The organism is Cryobacterium aureum (assembly GCF_002954245.1).
Taxonomy (GTDB): Bacteria; Actinomycetota; Actinomycetes; order Actinomycetales; family Microbacteriaceae; genus Cryobacterium; species Cryobacterium aureum.
In genome coordinates this window covers 349826-373754 of record NZ_PPTG01000029.1, presented here as the reverse complement: position 1 = coordinate 373754, position 23929 = coordinate 349826, and the positions used below count along the sequence as shown (strand labels likewise).

Below are 23929 nucleotides of genomic sequence, written 5' to 3'. Positions count from 1 at the left end.
CTAGTGGCACTCAGTGCCGAAAGTACAGGGATGAAAACAAATGAATGAATGCTCTGTGGCACCGCGGATGGGCCGACAGCCGCTGACGACCCGCGCCGCCCTGAGCCACGTAGCACTTCGGCTTTTTCTCGAGCACGGTTTCGACCAGACGACCGTCGACGACATTGCCACCGCCGCCGGAATTGGGCGTCGAACCCTGTTTCGCTACTTTCCCTCCAAGAACGATCTGCCCTGGGGTGACTTTGACGCTGAACTCGCGCGTATGCGCGCGTTCCTCGCTGCTACGGACACGACCGTGTCTCTCGTCGATGCGCTCGCCCGGGCGGTCGTCGAATTCAATCGATTTCCGTCAGAAGAAGTCCCCTTTCATCGCGAGCGGATGAACCTGCTGCTGAACGTTCCTGCGCTCGTGGCGCACTCCACGCTGCGATATGCCGAGTGGCGCCTGGTGGTGTCGGATTTCGCGGCTGGCCGCTTGGGAGTCGCCGTCGACGCGATCGAACCGACAGTGATCGGCTGGGTATTCCTCGGTGCATCGCTCGCCGCGTACGAGCAGTGGCTCAGAACTGACGGCTCCAACCTCATTGAGCTGCTCGAGTCGGCCTTGCTCCTGCTCAAGGAGGGTTTCACGTCGGGTGAATTACCAACAGTTGGACCCGGAGGACAGGCATGAACCCACGAGTACCGGTGTCGGACTTGACGAACGCGAACTATGACGTGATCGTGGTCGGTGCCGGCGCAGCCGGAGCCCCACTCGCAGCCCGACTGAGTGAAGATCCCGAGAGACGGGTGCTGCTCCTTGAGGCAGGACCGGTGCCGCGGTCCGCCGCCGAATTCCCGCCCGAGTTACTCGATGCTGGAACCGTGCAGGGAGCAATGCCGGGACATCCGCAGAATTGGTCGTTCACAGGTAATCTCATACCGAAACTGCCCTACTCAATCGCGCGCGGCCGGATCCTCGGTGGATCATCGACGATCAACGGCTCGTACTTCATTCGCGCCAGAAAAGCCGACTTTGATTCCTGGTCTATCGGGTCACCCGAATGGGCCTGGGAAAAGGTATTGCCGTTCTATCGCCGGATCGAAACCGACCTGCAGTATGGCGAGTCCGCCGTTCACGGTGGTGCGGGGCCGATGGTCGTCGGTCGGCCTCCGCAGGACCATCCAGTGACCGTCGCTTTTCGCGCGGCGGCCGTGGAGCTGGGCTTCGCCGACGAACCTGACAAGAACGATCAGGGTATTCCGGGACACGGACCGCTCCCGATGAACACGCTCGACGGCGTGCGTCAGAACACCGGGATCGCCTACCTGAATCCGGTGCGGCACCGCAGAAACCTCACGGTGTCGGGTGACAGCTACGTGCGCCGTGTACTGTTCGAGGGAACGCGAGCTATCGGTGTTGAGGTCGCGCGAGGCGGCGGGATCGTTCAGCTGCGAGGCCGAGAGATTGTGCTCTCGGCAGGCGCGATCAAATCACCTCACCTGCTGCTGGTCTCAGGGGTGGGCCCCCGGGAGCAACTGGAACAATTTAACATTTCAGTCGTGCGCGACTTGCCCGGGGTCGGGGCGAATTTCAGTGATCACCCGGATATCGCCGTGCTGTGGCAGCCGCGCCGACAGATCGTTGACTATCGCACGTCGCAGTCGATGGCGTCGTGCCTGAACTTCACGGCGACCGGTTCTACTGCGCCCGGAAATCTGGAGATTCTCCCGATGCTTAAACCGATGGGGTATCTGTTGACTGGCAGCGCGCGCGGCATCATGGTCGGGGTACGCGCCGCAGCGAGGCATCCGCTTCGATCACTTCGGGCGATGCGCGGGGTGTCGATGCGGCGCTTCGCGAACCAGATCGCTCACCGGGGGGACCTCGCGCTGCTCGTCGCCGTGCAGTCAGAGACCTCGCGCGGACGTATCAGCCTCGAGTCGGACGACCCAGACGTGCAACCGCGCATCGACTACAACTACCTCTCGACCAAACACGACCTCAAACGCATGCGCGAAGCTGTGCGGGTGGCGGTACATTTGCTGCGAACAGATGCCTACGGGCACCTGTTTAAGCGATTGACCGAACTGACCGACACCGTGCTCGAGAGCGATGAACTGCTCGATGATTGGCTGCGCTCCCACTTGGGCACCGCCATTCACCTCTGCGGCAGTGCACGGTTTGGGCCAGCAGATGATCCTGGGGCCGTCGTCGATCAATACGGGCGCGTGCACGGTGTCGAGGGGTTGCGCGTCGCCGACACCTCGATCCTGCCGACCACGCCCATGCGCGGACCGGCCGCGACCGCCGTTCTCATCGGGGAGCGCGTGGCCGACTTTATTCGCCGCGGAATGTAAGGCGTACTTTTTACGGCCTGTACCCCGATGATTATCGCCCAGAGGACGATTCCAACGCCGATAGAAGGGAAGATCGTTCACAAGCCCTGCACAGGATCTAGCGCCCACAATCAACGCCCCTGGGCGTTCTTCACAGTCCGGCCGTGACGCCAACGCATCCCCGTACGCCGGTTGATCTTCAACATTCGGCACGCCTAGGCGTTACTGATTCCTTGCCTCATTAGCCGAGCATATTCAACGCGCGTCTCTACCATCGGCAGCGCCGGTCACCTTCTTGCGGCTTCGGGAACCGTCTGTCATCGCTACTCCTAAAACTCAGGTGTTGCGACGTTGGCTGGAAAACGCCCAGCCTGTCATGGCCGCCGACACACCGTCTGCGTGAAGTCGGTTCGGACTTTGCGCAGCGCTGTCGCCGATGACGGCGATTGGTTGGCGCTGCATGTGCTGGCAACGGCATGCCGCCATAGGAGGGGGCTATGTTGGGTGGGAGATGCAAGCGGCATCGGAGTTGGTTGAGGTACCGCCGGTCCGGGCTGCTCATCACGAAGGAGATTCAATGTCGAATCAGGATCATGAACCGTGCGCAACGGGAGATCTCGAGGTCCTGTTAACGCCGACTGAAAATAGGGCCAAGAACGCCAACTGAAAATAGGGCCACCAACCATTATGGAAGGTGATCAAATTGGATGATTGGGCTGAGATTCGCCACCTGCATTTGACGGGGAAGCATTCGAAACGGGAGATCGCGCGGCTGGTTGGGGTGTCGCGCGGAACGGTCGATCGGGCGTTGGCTGTGGATCGGTCGCCGACGTATCAGCGGGAGCCGACGGGGTCGAGTTTTGACGCGTTCGCCAGTCAGGTTCGGGTGTTGCTCGCGGCCACGCCGATGATGCCGGCCGCGACCGCAGCCGAGCGGGTGGGGTGGTCGGGGTCGCCCTCGTTGTTTCGGTCCAAGGTCGCCAGGCTCCGCCCGGAATACGTGGTGCCGGACCCCGCGGATCGACTGGTGCACCCGCCCGGGTTTCAGATTCAATGTGATCTCTGGTTCCCGCACGAGGACCTCCCGATGGGTCATGACCAGGCGGCTGCGCCGCCGGTGTTGGTGATGACGTCGACGTTTTCCGGGTTCATTCAGGCGCGCATGTTGCCGTCGCGGACGACGCCAGATCTGCTGGGCGGGATGTGGTCGTTGCTGCGGGAAGCCGAAGCTGTCCCTGCCCGGTTGACGTGGGACAACGAGTCAGGGATCGGGCGCGGGAAACTCACCGAACCGGCAGCCGCGTTCGCGGGCACGCTGGGCACCCAGATCAAGCTGCTCAAAGCGCGAGATCCGGAGTCCAAGGGCATGGTTGAACGCATGAATCGGTTCTTCCGCAGCCGCTTCATGTCAGGGCGCACGTTCACCTCGCCCGATGACTTCAACGAGCAGCTCGCCGCGTGGTTGCCCCTGGCGAACAACCGTCTGTCCCGGTCCCGCCGGGGCCGACCCAACGACCTCATCAGCCGTGATCGGGCTGCGATGCGCGGGCTCCCGCCGATGGCACCTGAGGTGATGTTTCGCAACAGCATCCGACTGCCGAGGGACTATTACGTTCGTGCGTTCAGTAACGACTACTCCGTCGACCCGGCCATGATCGGCCGCGTCGTGGACGTCAGCGCGAGCCTAGACACCATCTCTGTTCATCACGACGGAGTCCTGATCGCCGCGCACTGCCGGAAGTGGGCGCGGCACCTGACCGTCACCGACCCCGCCCACGTTGCCCGCGCGGCCGAATTACGCACCCAGTTCCAAGCCCAACGCGCCCGCCGGCCCGTCATCACGGCCGTCGTCGAGACGGCTTCGCTGGCCCGCTACGACGACCTGTTCCGTGTTGACATTGACGTTGACCTCGAGACCGCCCCGGACAACCTAGCGGTCGCGTCATGATCGGCCCGGAAGCGGCCTCGCAGATCGAGTACTACGCCCGCGCCTTAAGAGCACCCCGGATCAGCGAAGCGTTCCGCCGCCTCGGCGACCAGGCCCGCGACGCGGGTTGGTCCCACGAGGAATACCTCGCCGCGGTGCTCTCCAAAGAAGTATCCGAACGCGAAGCCTCTGGTGCCGGACTTCGGATCAATGCCGCGAGGTTTCCGGGGTTCAAGACCCTCGAGGACTTCAACTTTGAGCACCAGCCCTCTGCCGACCGGAACCTCATCGCGCACCTGGGCACGAGTGTGTTCCTCACCGAAGCGAAGAACGTTGTCCTGCTCGGCCCTCCTGGAACCGGGAAAACGCACCTCGCCGTCGGCATCGGGATCAAGGCCGCCAAGGCTGGCCACCGGGTCCTCTTCGATACTGCGACAGGCTGGGTCGCCCGACTTCAAGAAGCCCACTCGCGGGGCAAACTCGCCGCCGAATTGACCCGGCTACGCCGCTACAGCTTGCTTATCGTCGACGAGGTCGGCTACATCCCCTTTGACCAGGACGCCGCGAACCTGTTCTTCCAACTGGTGTCTTCCCGCTACGAACACGCGTCGCTGATCTTGACGAGCAACCTACCGTTCGCTCGCTGGGGCGACGTATTCGGCGACCTCACCATCGCCTCCGCCATGATCGACCGCATCGTTCACCACGCCGACGTCATCAGCCTCAAAGGCAACAGTTACCGGCTCAAGCAACACCAACCCGCCGCAACTACGGCACACTAGAACCACACGAAAGTGGCCCTGTTTTCAGTTGGCACAAATGGCCCCATTTTCAGTTGGCGTTAACAGGTCCGCAGTCTGTCCGATCATGAATGGCGTGTCGGCGACCGCCGCTGCCACGAAAGGTCACCCAAGAAGGTGCTCGGTTACATCGAAAAACGTGGTTCTGCTTTTGAAGTCATGAATATAGAGGCGCCGCGACGGCACGTCATGTTTGATCATTTCGAGTCGGCGGTCGCCTCGTTTGCGTCAGTTCCCCCGACTTAGATTTTGTTTACGGCGTTGACGTCAACTTGCCGATTCACTCAGCTCCGGGTCCGAGCCCGACGTGTTTACGCTGCGAGGCCCAGATGCAGCAGGAGCGGCTCGGTCCAAGCTGTCCCTGGCGTCAAGCAGCATAGATGTCAAAAATGAGACTGACTTGACTTAGATGAGACAGGACATGACGGGAGCTCCATTCGGCAGATTCTGCCATAGCCTCTTTACTTGTTGACATAGTCGAACGTTATCGGTGAGGTGTCGGGTTATGCCCTATTGCCGACGAAATCTACTTTGAGGACCATGTTGACGAACCTGCCCTTTGAATCGGCTTGTTGAAACTGCTCCCAGACGTGCTCCGGTACGCCGGGGTAGGAGTACGTGCCGGAAGTGCGAAACGTGACCCACACCTCTTCGTTGCGCTCATCGTAGCCAATGGCTTCGACGTTCGAGCTCTCGGGCGTGGGGATCATTTCCGGCATTGTCGTCCTTACTGTGCTTTCAGGGATTAACCGCTGGGGTCGGTTGAGCCAATTCCTGAGCGCGCCAACCCTCCAACGCGAGTTGATAGCCGCCTTGGGGCGGGCGGGTGAGCTGCCAGGACTGCGGCAGGACAGGGTCATCCCCGACGGGGCGGCTGGGTGCCTTTGTGACGCGCACTCTTGAAGGAATTTGCAGAGCGTCCCCAAGCACGAGGCATTCGCCTGTTCTCAGAGAGGGTAGGAGCGCCGTCAGATTGCCTAGGTCGTCAGAAACGGTGGACGTCACTGCTGCGCGATCCAGGCCGTTAGTGACACGCAGGGAAATCATGGATCCGCACTGGCTTAGGATCCCGGGGTCGATGTCCGACGGGCGCTGCGTCACGACCATCAGCCCCACACCATACTTCCTGCCTTCTCGGGCGATGCGATTGCAGATTCGGGAACTGACTGAATTCGCCCCAGATGGCACAAATCGGTGCGCTTCGTCCACGACCACGAGGAGCGGTTGTTTCTTGCCGCCCACGTCAAGGTTCATCCCCCAAAAGAGAGCCTCGTAAATCAAAGTGAGCATTGCACCCACGACGGTCTCGAGAACCTCAGGAGGTAGCCCGGATACGTCGACAATCGTGATTGGCTGAGAGTGCCCAATCCATCCCGAAATGAGGCCATCGAGGTCGGCAGCGACCTTGCCTTCGAGGTCGGGATGGTAGTCGTCCGCCGGCCCGAACATGAAGGTGAATCGGGGGTCCAGGAGTCTCGCCTTCAAATAGTCGAGCTGCCTGGTGATCCCTTTCCGCAGTTTGTTCAGGAATGGCGCGGAGCTTCCGAGCCCGGCGCTCGGATATGTCGTTGCCAAGAGTTTTTCGGCATCGCCTCCGCGAATCGGGGTTGATTCAGTAGCGGTCGATTGCGCGGGCGCAATGTAGGTGACATCTTCGACCGCGCGAAGTTCGAACCAGAGGCGACGAATGCTGAAGGGGATTGGCGAGTCTGCACTCACCATCTCTTCAGATACCGGCGTTCGGAGATGAAGGGCTGATTCAACCTTGAGCGCCCGCACGCGTTCTCGGAAATATTCCGATGTGGAATCACTCATCGGCCCGAACGCGACGCGAGAGAGCTCATCGAACCCGAGGGCCCAGTAGGGAACACGTAGTCCGCTTGAGGCGCCTACTTGCACTGACAGGCTCGTGAATGTGCCAGCCTCCAGTGCCGACGAGTATTCACCGTGCGGGTCCACGACTAGGACGCGAGCAGACGTCAGCCCGCTGGACGCTATTCCGCGGAGGAGGACCGCCATCAGGTTTGACTTTCCTGAGCCCGTTGACCCGACGACGCATGCATGTCGAGTGACCAGCGCGGCTAGGTTGAGCACCGCGGGAATGTCAGGAGCACCGGCTATGTGACCCAGCGAGACCGACGACGTCGTGACGTCCAAGCCTGAGTAAATGACTTCCATATCTGACGAGGTGACTAGGTGGGCCTCGTCTCCGACCGTCGGATACTGGCCAACGCCTCGCTCGAAGGTCGATTCAGTCGACTCGCCGAACAAGACGACCGTCATCCACCGGAATCCCGTGGGGTCAGAATCCTCCTCAGAGGAGATTTCACCCGGCATCATCACGGTGCGTGAAACGTCGGCACCAACCTGCGTGCACACGCCGTAAAGCTGCGTGTAACCAAGAGGAATCCGCACGAATCCGCCGATTTGACCGATTCGATGTGAGGAACCGTCCACCATGACCAACGTCGTTGGGACGTCGCGCAGCTTTACCGTGATCTCGCCTCCGCGGACAGAGTTAACCATGCCGATAAAGGTGGCCGAGGCCAATCGCTGCGTCTTCACGGTTTGGCGGCTATCTGATCCAGGAGGTCACAGAAGACATTGAAATCCCCCAACCGCAGCGTCCCCGAAGTGAGATCAACCTCGGCATTGGGTTCGGGAGCTTCCAGGTCGAAGAGCCCGGGGATACGAAGCGCCGCTTCGTCAGCATCGGCAACCTTCCAAGTTCCCTCGCGGCCGCCAACAATCGCGCGCTTGGGGCCGAGCACGAGGACGTTCGTGGCAGTCTTCGCCGTCCGGATTAATTGGTTCGAACTTGGCAGATCGTCAAAGCACAAGGCGAACAAATGCAGACGAGGATTGTGAGCAAGCGATTCAAAGAGGATTTCATTGATGTGCTGGTCAGCGAAGGAATAGCCGGAGGTGACAAGCACCCCATCCTCACGCTTATCTAGGACGTCACGCAGTCGATCCAGCATGGCCACGTAGGGCTGCTTGCGGGACTCGTCGTATTTCAGGACTGAAGGAAGAATCATCTCCCCGGACGCGCTCTCGGGCCCGCGAACGATGGAAAACCCACCGTTTCCATTCTCCTTGGACGTCCAAGTGACGGAACCGTGCACCTTCCAGATGCGCGTCCAATCCGACCCGGGGCTCGCAGACTGGAACCGCAGGCTAGCAGGGTAGAAGAACGGTTCGTATGTCCCAGCGAAGCCATCAAACGTCGGCAACTTGCAGTCTTCTAGCGCTCTCTCGAACAGTGTGTCGTAGTTGGTTGTGAAGATTTCCACTGCGTGTACCCGGTCAATCTTCTGGATCCACCGGGCTACGGCGTGGTGTGGCAGAGTCTTTGGATATCTGTCCGCGGCGGGGCGCACCAATCGGGAAATTGTCTCCCGAATCGTCGTTTCGAGCTGCGAAATTTGTGTCTTCGAAAGCCCCGCAAGCTTGTCATCATCCAGCACGGCGCTCTGCATCTGCCGAACGAAGGACAGAATGTCCTCAATAGTGCGCTTCTCTGCTGGTAAGCCCTCGATGATGGCTTTCCAGGCTGCGGCGAATTCGGCGCCCATGAGCGCGACGCCTTCTTGACAACCGCGCGTCAGTCCAGACACCAGCGGGAACAGCGGCTGGCCGTCAGCGGCTGAGACCGCGCTTGAAGTTCCTGCTCCGAAAAGGAAGGAGATGAGTTTGTCTCCTGAGGCCAGATGCTCACGCAGTTTTGCCACTTCGCGAACCGGGTTAAAGGTGACCAACGCGCATCCTGCCTATCCCCCCAGGGATGATTTCTAATCGAGCCTATGAATTGAACATAGCGGTCCCAAAAGCATGAGGCGTGCGCTCGACGTTTCGAACGGTATTCCCCCTGACGAGCCCGTGAAATCGAAGGGGCGATGGGGTAACAGTTCCCTTAGATGGCAGTCGGGATGTTGCGGACCCCTATCAAGCCCAGTTCAGTGAGACGATTCCGGCAATCGCTCCCAGGGACAGCCCGCAGACGGCAAGGCGGAGACCCCACAGCGCTCGCCTGTACTCCATCACTGCCAATTTCGACTGGACGGTGAAGCCAGGGACGCCATGGTCATCCTGATTCAGGTTCAACGAGTCAGCGGCCGCTGAAGTCCCGAGTTCTTCGGCTGCCTTCATGAAGTCGCCGGATTTCTCCGCGAATCGGGATCGAAGGATCTCCATTTCGCGAATCTCGTTCTCCTGACTGTCCAGCCTGCTGTTTTCTGGATGGCTTTGACGCTCGCGAGAGTATCGGTCGCGCACTTCTCGGGTCTCGGCGAGCAAGTCCAGGCTGAGATTAGGAGCGAGCTCCATCAGGATCTGGTTGGACAGGGCAATCCGCTTCGCGTGCTCTTCGGAATTACTCGCAACATCGTGAATTCCTACTAGGGCTGTTTCCAAACTCAGATAGGTGCCCTGCAATGCCCGCAATGCTGGCCCGAAGGCCAGCAAGAGGCCGCCTGCTGAGAGGAGGGCAGAAACCGCGTAGGCGACTGCGACAACCAGGGGAGGAATGAACATATGGCAACCGTACCGAATGATCCGTCGCATGCTGTCCGGTGTGACGCTACCCCGCGAACGAGTCCATGCGACCGATCCAAGGACGCAACAGACCGGATGAAAGCCCAATTCCGGAGGTAGCTCTTGAACCACCGCTGGAGTTCGCGGAACAACAAGGAAGTCCCAATTGGATGTCGGACTCTCCAAAAGTGAGACATTGGCACTCCTGGAACGTGTGGTGCGGCGGCGGAGGGCTCCCCATGCGAACACGGGGGTGTTGGGCTTGCCTTGATCTGACCCTACTGTGCGCTTCAGACACGTAATGATGGGTCTCAGTCTGAATGATTGCTTGATGTTTTCGATGAACCCCCGATGAGAGGCACATCTCAATCCGAAACGCCAACGGGCGACGAGTCGGGACGCTCGCTCTGCTAGTTTTCGGGCATGGCGGCAGCGTTTCCCCGGGGGAGGGGATCTCTCGATGCGCCCGCGTGGATGGCTAATTTCGACGTCTGATTGAAATCGCCGGACCCCCAACTTGTCGCATACATCATCACGGCGACTCCTTCTTGAGTCGGCTTCGAAAGGTAATCATGAGCATTGATCTGAACACGACCGAACCGGCTCCGGTTGCGCCGGAACCATCCAGTCCGAACACAACCCAGGTGCCCCCGGCCCGGCCGGCGAAGGTGAAGAAACCGCTGAACGTAGTCGGACTCGTCGCGCTTATCGCAGCGGCGCTCGGGTTCATCTTCGCCTGCATCCCCGGTGCCCTGATCATCGGCTGGATACTCCTGCCGATCGCATTCGTTCTGGCCCTCGTGTCTCTGTTCCTCAAGGGCAAGGGCAAATGGATGGGTATCACCGCCCTGATCGTTTCGATCGTGGGAACGGTCGTCGGGGTCAGCGTGTTTCTTGCCGTCGTCGCGTCGTCGGTCGATGACGCTTTCGGCAGCGGCGGCACGACAGTCGTCGAACCGTCCGACGGTGCGGGCGCCGATGCAAAGGCAACAGAGAACAAGCCGGCCGACGACGCTGAAACCCGCAAGAACCCTTACCCGATCGGTTCGGTTATTGAGTCTGACGACTGGCGGGTCGTGATCAACTCCGTCACCCTCGCTTCTACAGACTGGTTCTCGCCGGCAACCAGTTCAATAAGGCACCGACCGAGGGCTCGGAGTACATCCTTGTGAACTACTCCACTACCTACATCGGCAACGACCCTGACGGGGGTATGCCCGCCTTCGTGTCGGTCGAATACGTCACGGCAGACGGCACGACCGTCAACGGGCTCGATAAATTCGTCACGGCACCGACGCCTATCGACACCATGAGCACTCTCTACACAGACGGCACCGCAACAGGCAACAGGCGATGTCGCCATTGAGGTTCCGACTGCCACCGCTGGCCAGGGTGTCCTCGCCGTCCGTCCGGGCATGCTCACAGACAAGGTATTCGTCGCCGTTCAGTAGTACAGCAAAAAAGGCGCGAAACCCCCGGCACATCACCGGGGGTTTCGCCGCGCCGCGGCAGCTCGCTCGCCATCAGAACCGCTGGGTGGAATGCCGCCGGTTGGCGTGGTCGTCTGGTGTGTTGGCTGGCACACACTATCGTCAGGTCTAGCAAGGGAACCAAGGGGTTAGGAGCTTTCCGTGGACGACAATCAGGAGAAGCTGAAGAGCGCACTGCGGCAATGGCGGGAATCCCTCGTCAACATGGGCGGCAGGAATCGTCTCCTCAACTACCGTCCGACGAGATCTTCTACCCTCGAATTCGTCCGTCACACACCGGAAGAGGTCTTCGACCTAGTCTCGGGTAACGATGGTGTCTTCGCAATTGGCACGAAACCTCCGGCCCCTGCAAAACGCACAGTAGTCCTCGACGAGACCGATGATGATGAATCTCAACTCGAGGACCAAGTTCTCGACGTCATTGAGGCCTTCAACTACGAAGCGTTTCCCGCGCAGCTATTCGCTGACAAGACGCAGCGCGATGTGGACCGCGCTCTCAAGAACCTAGCAAACGCTGCCAAGCGGGAGTTCTTGGACAAGGGCCTGAACATCCTTTACATTGCGTTCGGGGCACTCAAATGGGTGGACGATTCAGGGGATTCGCGGAGAAGTCCACTCCTGTTCGTCCCGGTCGAGCTGCGAAGCGATGGACCCAGGCAGCCGCATCGTCTCTACCTGTCTTCGGAAGATCGCGCCGGCAACCCCGCGCTTGCCCTGAAGCTTCGCGAGTTCGGTTTGGAATTGCCTGCGATCGAAGTCCTGGACGAGGCGATCGAGGCGAGTGGCCTTTCTGCTGCGCTGGATCTCTTCCGTGCCCTCCAGCTTCCGGAGGGTTGGGAAGTCGAAGAACTTGCCGTGCTGTCGAACTTCATGTTCGCGAAGGAGGCGATGTTCCGGGATCTCGAAACCAACGAAGACCGGATTCTCGAAAGCCCCATTCTGCAAGTCATCGCGAATTCACAATCGGGACTAGTGGAACAGTTCGCTTTTGACATGCTCGGAGATGATCGAATTGACGAGTTGGCTCCGCCGGAGTCCGCTCCGTTAGTGCTTGACGCGGACTCGAGCCAACGAGCCGCGATCGCTGCCGCGCGTGAGGGGAAGAGTTTCGTTCTAGACGGCCCACCAGGGACGGGAAAAAGCCAGACGATCGCGAATATTATTGCGGCGCTCATCAGCGACGGGAAGCGGGTGCTCTTCGTTTCTGAGAAGGTCGTCGCGCTGGATGTTGTGCGGGATCGGCTTGATGAGCGTGGTCTCGGTTCTTTCCTCTTTGAACTGCACAGTCATCGGGCCGTCAGAAGTGAAGTAGCGGCGCGACTTGCTGGAGCACTTGACGTCAAACCGGTTCCTGTCGGCCGCCCCAAACCGATCACGCGAATGCGTTCTACGGAGCTCCGCGGAACGCTCAACGACTACGCCGAGGCTATGAACGAGGTTCGAGCTCCGCTCGAATTGACCGTCCACGAAGTGCTCGGCTCGCTCGAAGCGATTGCAGCGTCCGGCGAATCGCCGGCGCCTGAATTCAAAGCTAGAGAACTTCATCCAACCCAATTGGCCGAAATAAAGAAGGAAGCAATCAGGGCCGCCGACAACTGGGACGTAATCCGACGGGGCAATAATGACCCTTGGTGGGGTCTTGAAGAGACGGAATCGCTTCGCTACGACCTCGAAACGGCCCGTGGTGCCCTCCGCGCCCTTCACCAGTCCCTCGAAGCGGTCTTGCCTGGCCGGCAATACTTCGGGTTTGCGGCAACGTCGACGTGGAAGCGTACGGTCGAACTCCTTGTGATTTGGCATCGGAATGAGGCAGGCCACAGTCCCGATTGGCTTCTGAACCAGGATATGCCGGGGCTCACCAACTCGGTGGAAGAATACGCCGGGGCGGTGGCAGACTTCATGGCTGTTGACTCAGCCACTGAGTTGCTTTGCGGTCCCAATTGGCGCGACATCCCAATTCCAACGATTGACCGACGCATCGACACCAGTTTGGCAACGGTCCTGCCGGGAGCTGAGGCGCTGCGGCTGAGTCAGCTGAAGCAGGCCAGAAGCGCCTCCGCAGACGGTGCAGCGATAGTGTCCGCTCTGATCGCAACCACCGCGGTGTTATCCGAACTAGTTGGACTACGAGCTCCGCAATTCATCGCGGGCCTCGATGCATTCGGTGCGGCCGTCCACGCGGTACTCATGAAGAACAGGCCAAACGCCGATTGGCTGACCTCTCAAGAGGCTCTCGACTCGGTCAGGGACGGCGCTCGTGCTCTTCGAGCGTCAATTCAGCAGGAACTGGAGGCTGCAGCATCCGCACGTGAATATTTCACGGACGGTATTCAAGCATTGGACGTGACAGCCCTCGCCGCCAGCGTCAAAGCTACGGCCTCCTTCACCCGGCGTTTTGGTCGCGAAGCAAAGGAAGTTCGCCGAACGATCGCTGGAGTCGCGACTGAATCCGCCAAGATGTCTATTTCGAAGCTCCCACTCGCTTCCGCCTGGCAAGAAGCTAGAGAGACTCATTCCTCGCTCGAGACCCAGTACGCCCGCGTACTCGGGCGATACTCGGTGACAAATGAGGGCTGGTCCGAAACCGGACAAGCGTTTGAGGCCGCCCAGGTCGTCCTCTCGTCGGCGGAGATTTCAGATCCCATCGCCCTCCATCGAGCCCTCAATGACGACGCCACGCGCGCGTTGACCGCGGCCCAGGCTGAACTCCTCATCGGGCAGCTGGCGCAATGGCGCGACGTTGCTTCTGCCGGCATCCTCCACGTGCCGCTTGAAGTCGGCGAAGGCGCTCCCGACGCGGCTCGCGTTCTCATGAAGGAGAGCGAACGAGAAGCGTCGAGAATCGAAGGCGAACTTCGACACATCGCGATTGGGCTCGACAATGACCCGCCGATAGGCCAAGCCTGGGACTCAGCACAGGCCCGCATCACCGCCGACGCGAAAGTCCAGCAATTCGAAGCTATCCAGGCCAGACTGGCGCCAACCCTTTCACTTGCCGGGGTCGACCTCGGCCCAGAGCACGTTTCGACGCTCAAGGACAAACTCAAGTGGACGCTCGACGTTCAAGCGGCCGTCGCGGACCACGGCATTGTCCGAGCCCTCACGAATGACCAGCTTGCCGCTTTATCTACAGCGAACACACCCGATGGCGTCGCGGCCAACGGCGGCGAGTGGGAGCTGAGACTTGCTGCTCTCAAGAAGCACTTCGCTTCCCCGCGCGCGGCCCTGTTGGAATCGGAGTTGGACGACCGGCTCCGCGGCGACACGCTCTTGGGCGACCTCCTCGCAGACGGGAACGGACCAGAGTCATGGCTTGCCGCGCACGCCGCGCGCACACGGCTCACCGAACTTGGCGTCGGCAACGTTGTTGACGCCCTTCTGAGATCCGACGTGGCCGCAGATGTCGTCGCTGACCGCATCGAGCAGGCAACGCTACGTCACTGGGTCAACTATCACCTCCGATATGACTCCCGATTCGGCGGCAAATTCGGCGAAAATCGTGACGATTTGGTCACCGAGTTCAGGAAGATCGATCGCGAACTCATCGACGACGCGAGCAATGAAATTGTCCAGGTGGCGGTCGCCAGACGCCCGAAGACGGGCTACGGCCAGTCTGCTCTCATCCGACGCGAAGGAGAGAAAAAACGTCGTCATATAGCCGTTCGGGAACTCGTCGACCAGGCGCGCGACGTGATTCAGGCGATCCACCCGTGTTTCATGATGAGTCCGCTCGCGGTGTCGCAATACCTTCCCAGTGACATTGAATTCGACGTCGTCATTTTTGATGAGGCGAGTCAGGTCACTCCCGGCGACGCGATCAACTGCATCTACCGGGGGAAGGCGCTCATTACCGCTGGTGACCAACGTCAGCTTCCGCCGACATCGTTCTTCGCCGCCGGCATCGCCATCGACGAGGATGACGACGAAGACGACCTAGCCAATGACTATGAATCGATCCTGGACCTGATGAAGTCAAGTGGGGGCTTCAACAGCATGACATTGCGGTGGCACTACCGTAGCCGCCATGAGCACCTCATCGCGTACAGCAACCACTCGTTCTATGAGGGGCGTCTCGTGACTTTCCCCGGGGCAGTCGATGAAGACGAGAACCTCGGAGTCAAGTTCCATCTGATCGACGGCGTGTACAGAAGGTCGAACGGGCAGGACAACCCCAAAGAAGCCCTGGCCGTGGCCCAGAGAGTGATCAACCACTTCGACACGCGACCCAAGGCGAGTCTGGGAGTTGTCGCTTTCTCTGCCGCTCAGCGGGACAGTATCGACAACGCCATATCTGTTGCCCGCTCCCAGCGCCCAGATCTAGATCGATTCTTCCAGGACGATCGCCTCGATGGCCTCTTCGTCAAGAGCCTCGAGGAGGTTCAGGGCGACGAGCGCGACGTCATTATCCTGTCGATCGGATACGGCCCGGATGAGTCGGGGAAGGTCTATCGGAACTTTGGGCCTATCAATCGAAAGGGTGGGGAACGGCGCCTGAATGTCGCGATCACCCGAGCCCGACAGCTCGTTGAGGTCGTCTCGTCGATGACAGCTTCTCAAATCGGTGAAACTGCCAGCGAAGGTAGCCGGCACCTGCGGCGATACCTTGACTTCGCAGAGCGAGGGACGAAGGCGCTAACGCTTGAACTCGGGCCTGAGGGCCGCGGAACGGACTCGCCATTCGAGGATTCGGTAATCGATGCCATCCGGAGCTGGGGATATGACGTGCAGCCCCAGGTCGGGGTGGCGGGCTTCCGCATCGACATTGGAGTGAAACACCCGGATTCGCCAGGCGTATTCATGCTTGGCGTGGAATGCGACGGTGCTATGTACCACTCCTCTCGAACGGCTCGAGACCGAGATCGTCTTCGACACGAGGTGTTGGAAGGACTCGGCTGGCAGATTTACCACATTTGGGGAACCGCCTGGTACCGAAACAGGGATCGCGAAATCGCACGACTGAAGGAACTCCTCGAAGCGCGCAGCAAAGCGCCAATTTCTGGGCGGCTCGTGGCCCGGCAGCAGCTTCGAAAGTTGCCTAATGTCGTCGAAGAACGTGACTCCTCGCCTGTCAGCGTGCCTGAGTGGCTCGTGCCCTATAAGACGGCGGAACGTGGGAATTTCCCCTTCGGGATTGAGCTGGGTGAAACGGCCAACGCGCGCCACATCGTCCCGTTCGTCCAACGAGTTGTCGAGGCCGAGAGCCCAGTGCACTTTGAAGTGCTGAGTACACGCTTGCGTGAGAATGCGGGCATCGGACGTGTGGGGCATCGCATCCGGGCGACGCTGCAGCGTGCGGTCCAACTGGCTGATGTCAATGTGGACGGAGACTTCCTGGTGTTCGGAACGACGCCGTTGAGCGAGGTCAGGATGTCAACTCCATTCCAAGCGCGGTCCATCGACCAAGTTCATGCCCTTGAAATTGAACTGGCGGTGCACTGCGTCGTGCGTGACGCGGCCGGCGCAAGCCGGCCTGATGTGGTCGAAGCAGTGTCACGGGCCCTGGGGTGGAACCGTACGTCAGTAGCGATAGCGGCGGTGATCGCGGGAGCGATCGACCGTCTAGTCGCATCGGAGGATCTCCGAGAGACGGACTTGCGCCTCACGCTTGACAAGCGCTGAAGTCGTCTCTGAAGCAACGTCTTTGGCCGGGCGAGCCGGCCCGGCAGGGCTGACAATATCTGCTCGTCCCGACAAGGATGCGTCGCCTCGAATGGCCGGAACTCCCAGTGATAGCGCGGAAGTAGGGGAGTTGCTGGAATGAATTCCGGCTTAGCCGGGAATCGCGCGTCCGCGGGACCGGAAACTGCCTCTCAGTCCCCAGCGATAGCAAGGGCTCTCGAATAAACTGAAACACCCACTGCGGATTGGCAGCGGTTAGCCGCTCAATCCAGGCGAACAGTCAGGGCCTTCGAGAAATCGAAGGCCCTGTGTCGTTATGGCACATAGTGTTCGGCTGTCGCCGCTGGAAATGTGACCTGCCGCGTCACGGATAGACACCGCTGCCGGGCAGACAAGTAGCCTTGCGGAGACGCTGCGGGATTCCGCCCGGGCGGGAACGGATCGCGATGACGACGGGTGCTTCCCGGCTGAACTTGGTTCGGCCGAACCGGTGGCTGCGGCTGGCCTGGATCGTGCCGGCCGTGCTGGTCGCTCTGACCCTCGTGGTGCTCGCGGCGAACGGGCTGCGTACCCTTCCGGTGGTGGAGTCGTTCGTACTGACGTACCCCGGAACCTCGACCCATCTAGCTGCTACCCCGGTGGGAATTCCGGCTTGGCTGGCCTGGCAACACGGGCTCAACGCCTTCTTCATACTGTTTGTCATACGCACCGGATGGCAGGTGCGCACGACCAAGCGTCCGACCATTTTTTGGACGCGTACGAACACCGGGCTGCTCCGCACCAAAAATCCTCCGATTAGGATCACCCTGCATCTCTGGCAGCACATCGTCTTCGACACCCTGTGGATGATCAACGGCATCCTCTTTTACGTTCTGTTGTTCGTGACCGGTCAGTGGCTGCGCGTCGTGCCCACCAACTGGGACGTCTTTCCCAACGCGATATCGGCCGGGCTGCAGTATGCCTCGCTTAACTGGCCGACCGACTCCGGCTGGGTGCACTACAACGCCCTGCAGCTGCTCAGCTACTTCGTCGTGATCTTCATCGCGGCGCCGATCGCCCTGGTGACCGGCCTGCGCATGTCACCGGGCCTGTCCGCGCGGTTCCGCCGGCTCGACCATGTCTTTCCCCTGCCCGTGGCGCGCAAGCTGCACTTCGCGGTGCTGATCTTCTTCGTGGCGTTCATCGTCGTGCATGTGACCCTCGTGCTCACGACCGGCGCTCGCGCCAACCTCAACCACATGTACGCGGCGCGCAATGACGGTGGCTGGCTCGGCGTCTGGATCTTCGTCGGGGCCGTGCTCGTCACGGCCGGGATCTGGGTTGGCGCGCGTCCTGCGGTCGTGCGTGCGATCGCGGCGCGCAGCGGTCGCATCATTCACCGCAAGCGCTAAACCGGTTCCACTCTCGATGCGAGAACGTCGCGGCTGAGCATGGCCGCGCCGGCCACGGCCGCCGGCATGACGATGACGGCCGCGCCTGGAATTAGGAACAACAGGTAGGTGAGCACGCCGAAACCGAGGCTGCGCGGGCGGCGGGCGCGAAGCATCCGTCGTCGCTGTTTGAGGGTGAAGCCACGGGCGTCGAAGGCGAAGCCGGTGAGTTCGAGGGTGAGGATCCAGCCGCCGAACAGCGCGCCGAGAACGAGAGCGACCAGCTGGCCGAGCCCGGGGATCAGGCCGCAGACGAGCAGCAGCATAGCGACCCCGACGGCCAGGCCGATCAGTCGCAGGGCGTCGGCCACCGAGCGCAGAATGCTGCGCAGCAGGCCGCGCTCGGGTTCGACCGGCGCATCGCCGAGGGTGGTCTCGACCGCGCGCCAGATGCGCTCATAGAAGGGGTCGCCGACGGCGAGAGTCACCGCCACGAAGGTATATGCCAATAGGAGAATACCGGCGGCCGCGACCGCCGCGCCGGCCACGACCCGCATTCCCGTGCGCCACGGCTCTCCCCAGCCGCTCGCGAACGGACTGATCCCCACTGCGATGACCTCGAGGTTGACTAGCAGCAGCACGATGCCAGCGACGTACGCAATGCCGACGATGAACGCCGGCAGGGCGCCGAGTAGCATGAGGCGCGGCGACGTGATCCACATTCTGAGGCCGCTACCGAGAAAACCGGCTCCGGCGAAGAACTCGCGCGTGGCGGTGGGGCGGGTCGAAGGCGGCACTCCCACACCCTAACCCGCCAAGGTCGGGTCCCCCACAAACCGGGGACCCGACTCACTCAGGCCATCTGCGGAAAACCGAGGTCGATTTCCGAAGTGGCCGGGTCGGGCCAGCGGGTCGTGACGACCTTGGCGCGGGTATAAAAGCGGATGCTGTCCGGCCCATACATATGCGCGTCACCGAACAGCGAGTTCTTCCACCCGCCAAACGAGAACGATCCGACCGGGACCGGAATGGGCACGTTGATGCCGACCATGCCCGCTTCGATCTCGAACTCAAACTGCCGGGCCGCCCCGCCGTCCCTCGTGAACAGGGCGACACCGTTGCCGAACTCGTGCTCGTTGACGAGCTTCACGGCCTCGTCGAAAGTGTCAACCCGCACGACCGAAAGCACCGGGCCGAAGATCTCATCGTCGTAGACCTTCATTCCAGGCGTGACGTGGTCGATCAGACTGACACCGAGAAAGAACCCATCGCTGTCGAAGTTCTGGCTCCGGCCGTCGACGACCATCGTGGCGCCGGCCGCCTCGGCACCGGCCAGGTAGGAGGCGACCCGGTCGCGGTGTTCTCCGGTGATCAGCGGGCCCATCTGCGAGGCCGGATCGGTTCCGGGGCCGACACGGAGCTTATTCATGCGCTGCTCGATCGCGGCGACGAGGCCGTCGGCGATGCCGCCGACGGCCACGAGCACGCTCACGGCCATGCAGCGCTCCCCGGCGGATCCGTAGGCGGCGTTGATCGCGGCATCCGCTGTCATCTCCAGGTCGGCGTCCGGCAGCACGACCATGTGGTTCTTGGCGCCGCCGAGCGCTTGTACCCGCTTGCCGTTCGCGGCGGCCCGGTTGTAGATGGTCTTGGCGATCGGGGTGGATCCGACGAAGCTGATTGCCTTGACGGCAGGGTTGTCGAGCAGCTCGTCGACGGCCTCCTTATCGCCCTGCACCACGTTGAGCACGCCGGCGGGCAGGCCGGCCTCCGTGAAGATCTCAGCAATGAAGATCGCCGACGACGGGTCCTTCTCGCTTGGCTTGAGCAGCACGGTGTTGCCGCAGGCGAGGGCGCTGCCGATCATCCACAGCGGGACCATGGCCGGAAAGTTGAACGGGGTGACGCAGGCGACGACGCCGACGGCCTGGCGCACCGAGTGCACGTCTATTCCGTGGGAGACCTGCTGGGAGAAGTCGCCCTTGAGCATGTGCGCGAGGCCGGTGGCGAATTCGATGTTTTCGAGCCCGCGGGTGATCTCGCCGGCGGCGTCGGAGAGCACCTTGCCGTGCTCACTCGTGAGAATTGCGGCGAGCTCGCTTGTACGCTCGGCGAGCAACTCGCGCACCTTGAAGAAGATGGCCGTGCGCTTGGCCAGCGTGCTGGCTCGCCACTCGGGCAGGGCGGCCTGGGCCGATTCGATGGCGTCGATCACGACCGCGCGGGAAGCCAGCACGACCTGTTTCTCCTGTATGCCGGTGGCCGGATTGAACACGGGACCGAACCGTTCGGCCGACTCGATGCGCTGGCCGTTGATGTAGTGGGGAATTGTTTGCATGACAGTACTCTTTCTGGTGGATAAAATGGTTCAGGCGTGCAGGGAACCGTCGACGAGTTTGACGATCATGGAGCAGTCCTTGCCGCCCTCGCCCTCGTCGATCAGCCGCTGAAACAGCTCGGCGACGTGCTCGCCGATCTCAAGCGGCGTTTCGGTGGCGCGGGCCGCAGCGATCGCCAGCCCGATGTCCTTGCTCGCGAGCGTTGCGGTGAACGTCGGGGCGAAATCCCGGTTGGAGGCGGCCGTCGCGACAACATCCTTGATCGGATACCAGGTACGCAGCGCCCAGCTGTCACCCGACGAAACGGATGCGATATCCCAGAAAACCTGCTTGTCCAGTCCCAGCCGCTCGGCTAAAACAGCGCCCTCCGCCGTCGCGGCGAGGTTGATGAACAGCATGAGATTGTTGCAGATCTTCGCGGCCTGGCCGGTCGTGGCGCCGCCAGTCGGAATTATGTTCGCCGCCATCGGCTCGATGAACGTGGTGGCGTCGCTGACGGCATCAGCATCGCCGCCGATCATGAAGGTGAGCGTTCCGGCGGTGGCACCGCTCATGCCGCCAGAGACCGGGGCGTCGACGAAGCGAAAGCCGGCGGCCGCTGCTGCATCGTGCAGGGTCTGGGCGGTCTCGATGTCGATCGTTGACGAGTCCACCAGCAGGGTGCCCGTGTCGGCCGTGGCCAGCACGCCGTCATCGCCGAAGTAGACGGCACGCGCATGCTCGCCCTTCGGCAGCATGGTGAAGACGACGTCGGCGCCCGCGACGGCTTCCCTGATGCCAGCGGCGGCTGTGACGCCCGCTGCGACGGCGGTGGCTACGGCATCCGGATTCACATCGAACCCGCGCACCTCGTGGCCGGCGGCCACCATATTGGCGGACATGGGCCCGCCCATGTTGCCCAACCCGATCCATGCGATTACTGACATTCGCAGCTCCCTTGCTTGTGTCCCCCCACCTTCGCAGCCGGATAGAGTGCAATCAAGGCAATATTTCACAGGGGGTATGTGCGCAGATGCACACGCTCGAGAGGACTGATCCGTGAGTTCACACCAGCTTCCGAGCCCGAACGATCTGCTCGTGCTGCTCACCGTGGCCAGACTGGGCCGCTTCAACGCGGTCGCCGAGGCGCTCGGGACCACCCACACGACCATCTCGCGGCGCATCCTCGCGCTCGATGCGGAGCTGGGCGGTCGCACGCTCGAGCGCAGCCCGCACGGCTGGGAGCTCACCGAGCTCGGCCGGCACGCGGTCAGTGCGGCCGAGGCGATCGAAGATCGACTCGGCACCCTCGCTACGGCCATTAGCCAGACCGACCCGCTTTCGGGGCTGCTGCGCATCAGCACCATCGACGGATTCGGGGCGGAGATCGTCACGCCGGCACTCGTGAAACTGCAGCAGAGCCACCCACGCATCAATATCGAGATGTTCAGCGCCACCCGCAAGGTGAGCCAGAACCGGTCGGGCGTCGACCTGGAAATCGTGGCCGGCCGCAACGATGTCAACAACGCGCAGGCGATGTTCCTCACCAACTATTTTCTGCGGCTGTACGCCAGCCGCGAGTATCTGCGGGGCCGCGGCGTGCCCCGCACCCTCGACGACGTTGCGGCGCACAGTTTCGTGTCATACGTCGAGAGTGCCCTGCTCGTGACCGACCTGGGCTATCGCTCCTCCGAGCTGCCGGAACCGGCCACGACGTTTCAGGCGACTAGCCTGTTCGCGCAGCTGGAGGCGGTGCAGGCCGGTGCCGGTATCGGGCTGCTGCCGAATTTTCTGGTTCACGACCGGCCGGAATTCGTGCCCGTGTTGCGCGCCGACTTTCAGCGTCAACTGCCGATCTGGGCCGTCGTGCGGGCGGAGTCGTTGCGCTCGCCCGTGGTGCGCGCCGCTATCGAGTCGATCACCCTGGAGATCGCGAACCGACCGGCCGCCTTCAGCGAGTGACCAACGAGTGGATGCCCCGCCGGTGCGGAAATGGCGGCCCGATCACTGAAACGGACCGCCACAGGCAGCGAGGCGCTACCGGCGTGCGACCTCGGCGTGGGTGGCGCGATCGGCCGATTCGGCGGCATCCGCTGCGTCAATGTCGTGCAGGGAGAGTCCGCGCGTTTCCTTGAGGGTGAGCACGACAAGGGCCGTGACCAGGCAGGCCGCTGCGAGGTAGATGGCCACCGGCACCGAGGACTTGAAGGTGGAGAGCAGGCTCACGGCGATGATCGGAGCGATCGAGCCCGCGATGACCGAGGTGACCTGGTAGCCGAGAGAGACGCCGGAGTAGCGCATGCGGGTGGGGAACATTTCGGCCATGATGGCGGGTTGGCCGGCATACATGAGGGCGTGAAAGAGCAGGCCCATCATGATCGCGACAATGATGATGAAGTCGTTCGCGGTGTCCATCATGGGAAAGGCGAAGAAGCCCCAAGTACCGGCGAGCACGGCGCCCACGAAGTACACCGGGCGGCGGCCCACTCGGTCGGACAGGTGGCCGACGAGCGGAATGACGATGAAGTGAATCGCGTGGGCGATGAGCAGGAGCAGCAGAACGCGGGAGGTGTCCATTTCAACGATGATCTTCAAATAAGTGATCGAGAAGACCACGACGAGGTAATAGAGAATATTCTCGGCGAAGCGCAGGCCCATCGCGGTGAACACCCCGCGCGGGTAACGGCGGAAGACCTCGATGATGCCAAAGCCCTTGTCGCCCGCAACGACCTCCTTTTGCGCCTTGAGGAAGATGGGAGCATCGCTGACCTTGGTGCGAATGTAGTAGCCGATGAGCACGATCACCGCGGAAAGCCAGAAGGCCACACGCCAGCCCCAGCTCAGGAAGGCTTCATCGGAGAGGGTGGAGGCGAGTACGAACAGCACTGCGGTGGCCAGCAGGTTGCCCATGGGCACGGCGGACTGGGGCCAGCTGGCCCAGAAGCCGCGCGACTTCGGCGGGCTGTGCTCGGCCACCAGCAGCACGGCGCCGCCCCATTCGCCGCCGACGGCGAAGCCCTGAATGAAACGCAGGAGCACGAGCAGTACCGGTGCGAGGTAGCCGATTTGCTGGAACGTCGGCAGGCAGCCCATCAGAAAAGTGGCCACCCCAACAAGTACGAGGCTGAATTGGAGCAGGCGTTTGCGGCCGAACTTGTCGCCGAAGTGACCGAACACGATTCCGCCGATCGGGCGAGCCAAAAAACCGACGGCGTAGGTGGCGAAGGCCGCGATGATGCCCTCGAGCTCGGTGCCGGCGTTCGGAAAAAACAGAGTGCCGAAGACCAGGGTGGCCGCCGAGGCGTAAAGAAAGAATTCGTACCATTCGACGACCGTGCCGGCCATGGAGGCCGCAACGACCTTTTTCAGTCCGGATGACTGCGGATCGTTTCGAGTGTCGGATCTGGTCGGGCTCATGGGATTCCCCCTGGTGTCGTCATTGACACAACGTGCGTGCACGTCGTCTGGCTGGTCTTAGCCTGCGCTTCGCGTTGGAGGCTGTCAAAGGCGATTCTCACAGGCGTGACGTGCAGAAATGCACAGAGTGTTCCGG

Annotated in this window: 17 protein-coding genes; 9 read left to right on the top strand and 8 right to left on the bottom strand. The window is 61.6% G+C overall.

All coding sequences use genetic code 11. The features are described from left to right. The first annotated feature begins 40 nt into the window (after nucleotides 1–40). The 4 genes from mftR (at nucleotide 41) to istB (ending at nucleotide 5028) form a co-directional block, all read left to right on the top strand. Nucleotides 41–673: a mycofactocin system transcriptional regulator MftR gene (gene mftR, locus CJ028_RS12855; RefSeq protein ID WP_092338450.1), complete on the top strand. Its 633-nt coding sequence runs from the start codon at nucleotides 41–43 to the stop codon at nucleotides 671–673. Beyond that, complete coding sequence (locus CJ028_RS12850) at nucleotides 670–2340, top strand: GMC family oxidoreductase N-terminal domain-containing protein (RefSeq protein ID WP_105035609.1); 1671 nt, start codon at nucleotides 670–672, stop codon at nucleotides 2338–2340. The genes mftR and CJ028_RS12850 overlap by 4 nt, the downstream gene beginning before the upstream one ends. Before the next feature lie 1066 nt (nucleotides 2341–3406). Next, the gene (locus CJ028_RS12845; protein ID WP_240607243.1) at nucleotides 3407–4267 is read left to right on the top strand and encodes a Mu transposase domain-containing protein; all 861 of its coding nucleotides are present in this window, start codon (nucleotides 3407–3409) and stop codon (nucleotides 4265–4267) included. Next, nucleotides 4264–5028 (top strand): IS21-like element helper ATPase IstB, encoded by a 765-nt coding sequence (gene istB / locus CJ028_RS12840; protein WP_105035607.1) that lies wholly within the window; start codon nucleotides 4264–4266, stop codon nucleotides 5026–5028. The genes CJ028_RS12845 and istB overlap by 4 nt, the downstream gene beginning before the upstream one ends. Before the next feature lie 521 nt (nucleotides 5029–5549). Here the strand turns inward: istB and CJ028_RS12835 are convergent. The 4 genes from CJ028_RS12835 to CJ028_RS12820 form a co-directional block, all read right to left on the bottom strand. Then, nucleotides 5550–5756: a KTSC domain-containing protein gene (locus CJ028_RS12835; protein WP_205684030.1), complete on the bottom strand. Its 207-nt coding sequence runs from the start codon at nucleotides 5754–5756 to the stop codon at nucleotides 5550–5552. Nucleotides 5757–5784: 28 nt separating this feature from the next. Next, on the bottom strand, nucleotides 5785–7611 hold the full coding sequence (locus tag CJ028_RS12830; RefSeq protein ID WP_105035605.1) for an ATP-binding protein: 1827 nt from the start codon (nucleotides 7609–7611) through the stop codon (nucleotides 5785–5787). Continuing rightward, nucleotides 7608–8804, bottom strand: a complete 1197-nt coding sequence (locus tag CJ028_RS12825; protein WP_129590484.1) for an SIR2 family protein — start codon at nucleotides 8802–8804, stop codon at nucleotides 7608–7610. The genes CJ028_RS12830 and CJ028_RS12825 overlap by 4 nt, the downstream gene beginning before the upstream one ends. A 187-nt stretch (nucleotides 8805–8991) precedes the next feature. Then, nucleotides 8992–9579 carry a hypothetical protein gene (locus tag CJ028_RS12820; RefSeq protein ID WP_105035603.1) on the bottom strand — a complete coding sequence of 196 codons (588 nt, stop codon included), beginning with the start codon at nucleotides 9577–9579 and terminating at the stop codon, nucleotides 8992–8994. A gap of 572 nt (nucleotides 9580–10151) precedes the next feature. On the opposite strand from CJ028_RS12820, the gene CJ028_RS21445 reads away from it, so the two are divergent. The 4 genes from CJ028_RS21445 to CJ028_RS12805 all read left to right on the top strand — a co-directional run bounded on the left by CJ028_RS21445 (nucleotide 10152) and on the right by CJ028_RS12805 (nucleotide 18079). Then, entirely contained in the window at nucleotides 10152–10751 is a 600-nt protein-coding gene (locus CJ028_RS21445; protein ID WP_240607242.1) for an MgtC/SapB family protein, read from the top strand. Beyond that, a complete protein-coding gene (locus CJ028_RS21440; protein WP_240607241.1) occupies nucleotides 10748–10945 on the top strand; it encodes a hypothetical protein in 198 nt (65 codons plus the stop codon). Before CJ028_RS21445 ends, CJ028_RS21440 begins: the two co-directional genes overlap by 4 nt. Nucleotides 10946–11210: 265 nt before the next feature. Then, the gene (locus CJ028_RS12810; protein WP_105035602.1) at nucleotides 11211–16688 is read left to right on the top strand and encodes a DUF3320 domain-containing protein; all 5478 of its coding nucleotides are present in this window, start codon (nucleotides 11211–11213) and stop codon (nucleotides 16686–16688) included. A gap of 446 nt (nucleotides 16689–17134) precedes the next feature. Next, nucleotides 17135–18079, top strand: a complete 945-nt coding sequence (locus tag CJ028_RS12805) for a cytochrome b/b6 domain-containing protein (RefSeq protein WP_105035601.1) — start codon at nucleotides 17135–17137, stop codon at nucleotides 18077–18079. Here the strand turns inward: CJ028_RS12805 and CJ028_RS12800 are convergent. From CJ028_RS12800 to mmsB, 3 genes are read right to left on the bottom strand one after another with little or no spacing between them, the layout of a single operon-like run. Beyond that, nucleotides 18076–18855 (bottom strand): EI24 domain-containing protein, encoded by a 780-nt coding sequence (locus tag CJ028_RS12800; RefSeq protein WP_205684029.1) that lies wholly within the window; start codon nucleotides 18853–18855, stop codon nucleotides 18076–18078. The two genes, CJ028_RS12805 and CJ028_RS12800, sit on opposite strands and share 4 nt — an antisense overlap. A 56-nt stretch (nucleotides 18856–18911) precedes the next feature. Then, nucleotides 18912–20396, bottom strand: a complete 1485-nt coding sequence (locus tag CJ028_RS12795; RefSeq protein WP_105035600.1) for a CoA-acylating methylmalonate-semialdehyde dehydrogenase — start codon at nucleotides 20394–20396, stop codon at nucleotides 18912–18914. Nucleotides 20397–20426: 30 nt separating this feature from the next. Continuing rightward, the gene (mmsB, locus tag CJ028_RS12790) at nucleotides 20427–21323 is read right to left on the bottom strand and encodes a 3-hydroxyisobutyrate dehydrogenase (RefSeq protein WP_105035599.1); all 897 of its coding nucleotides are present in this window, start codon (nucleotides 21321–21323) and stop codon (nucleotides 20427–20429) included. A 112-nt stretch (nucleotides 21324–21435) separates the two neighbouring features. Here mmsB and CJ028_RS12785 point away from each other — a divergent pair, with 112 nt between their 5' ends. Continuing rightward, complete coding sequence (locus CJ028_RS12785) at nucleotides 21436–22338, top strand: LysR family transcriptional regulator (protein WP_105035598.1); 903 nt, start codon at nucleotides 21436–21438, stop codon at nucleotides 22336–22338. 75 nt (nucleotides 22339–22413) lie between these two features. Here CJ028_RS12785 and CJ028_RS12780 read toward each other — a convergent pair whose 3' ends face one another. After that, a complete protein-coding gene (locus CJ028_RS12780; RefSeq protein ID WP_105035597.1) occupies nucleotides 22414–23793 on the bottom strand; it encodes an MFS transporter in 1380 nt (459 codons plus the stop codon). Nucleotides 23794–23929: the final 136 nt, after the last annotated feature.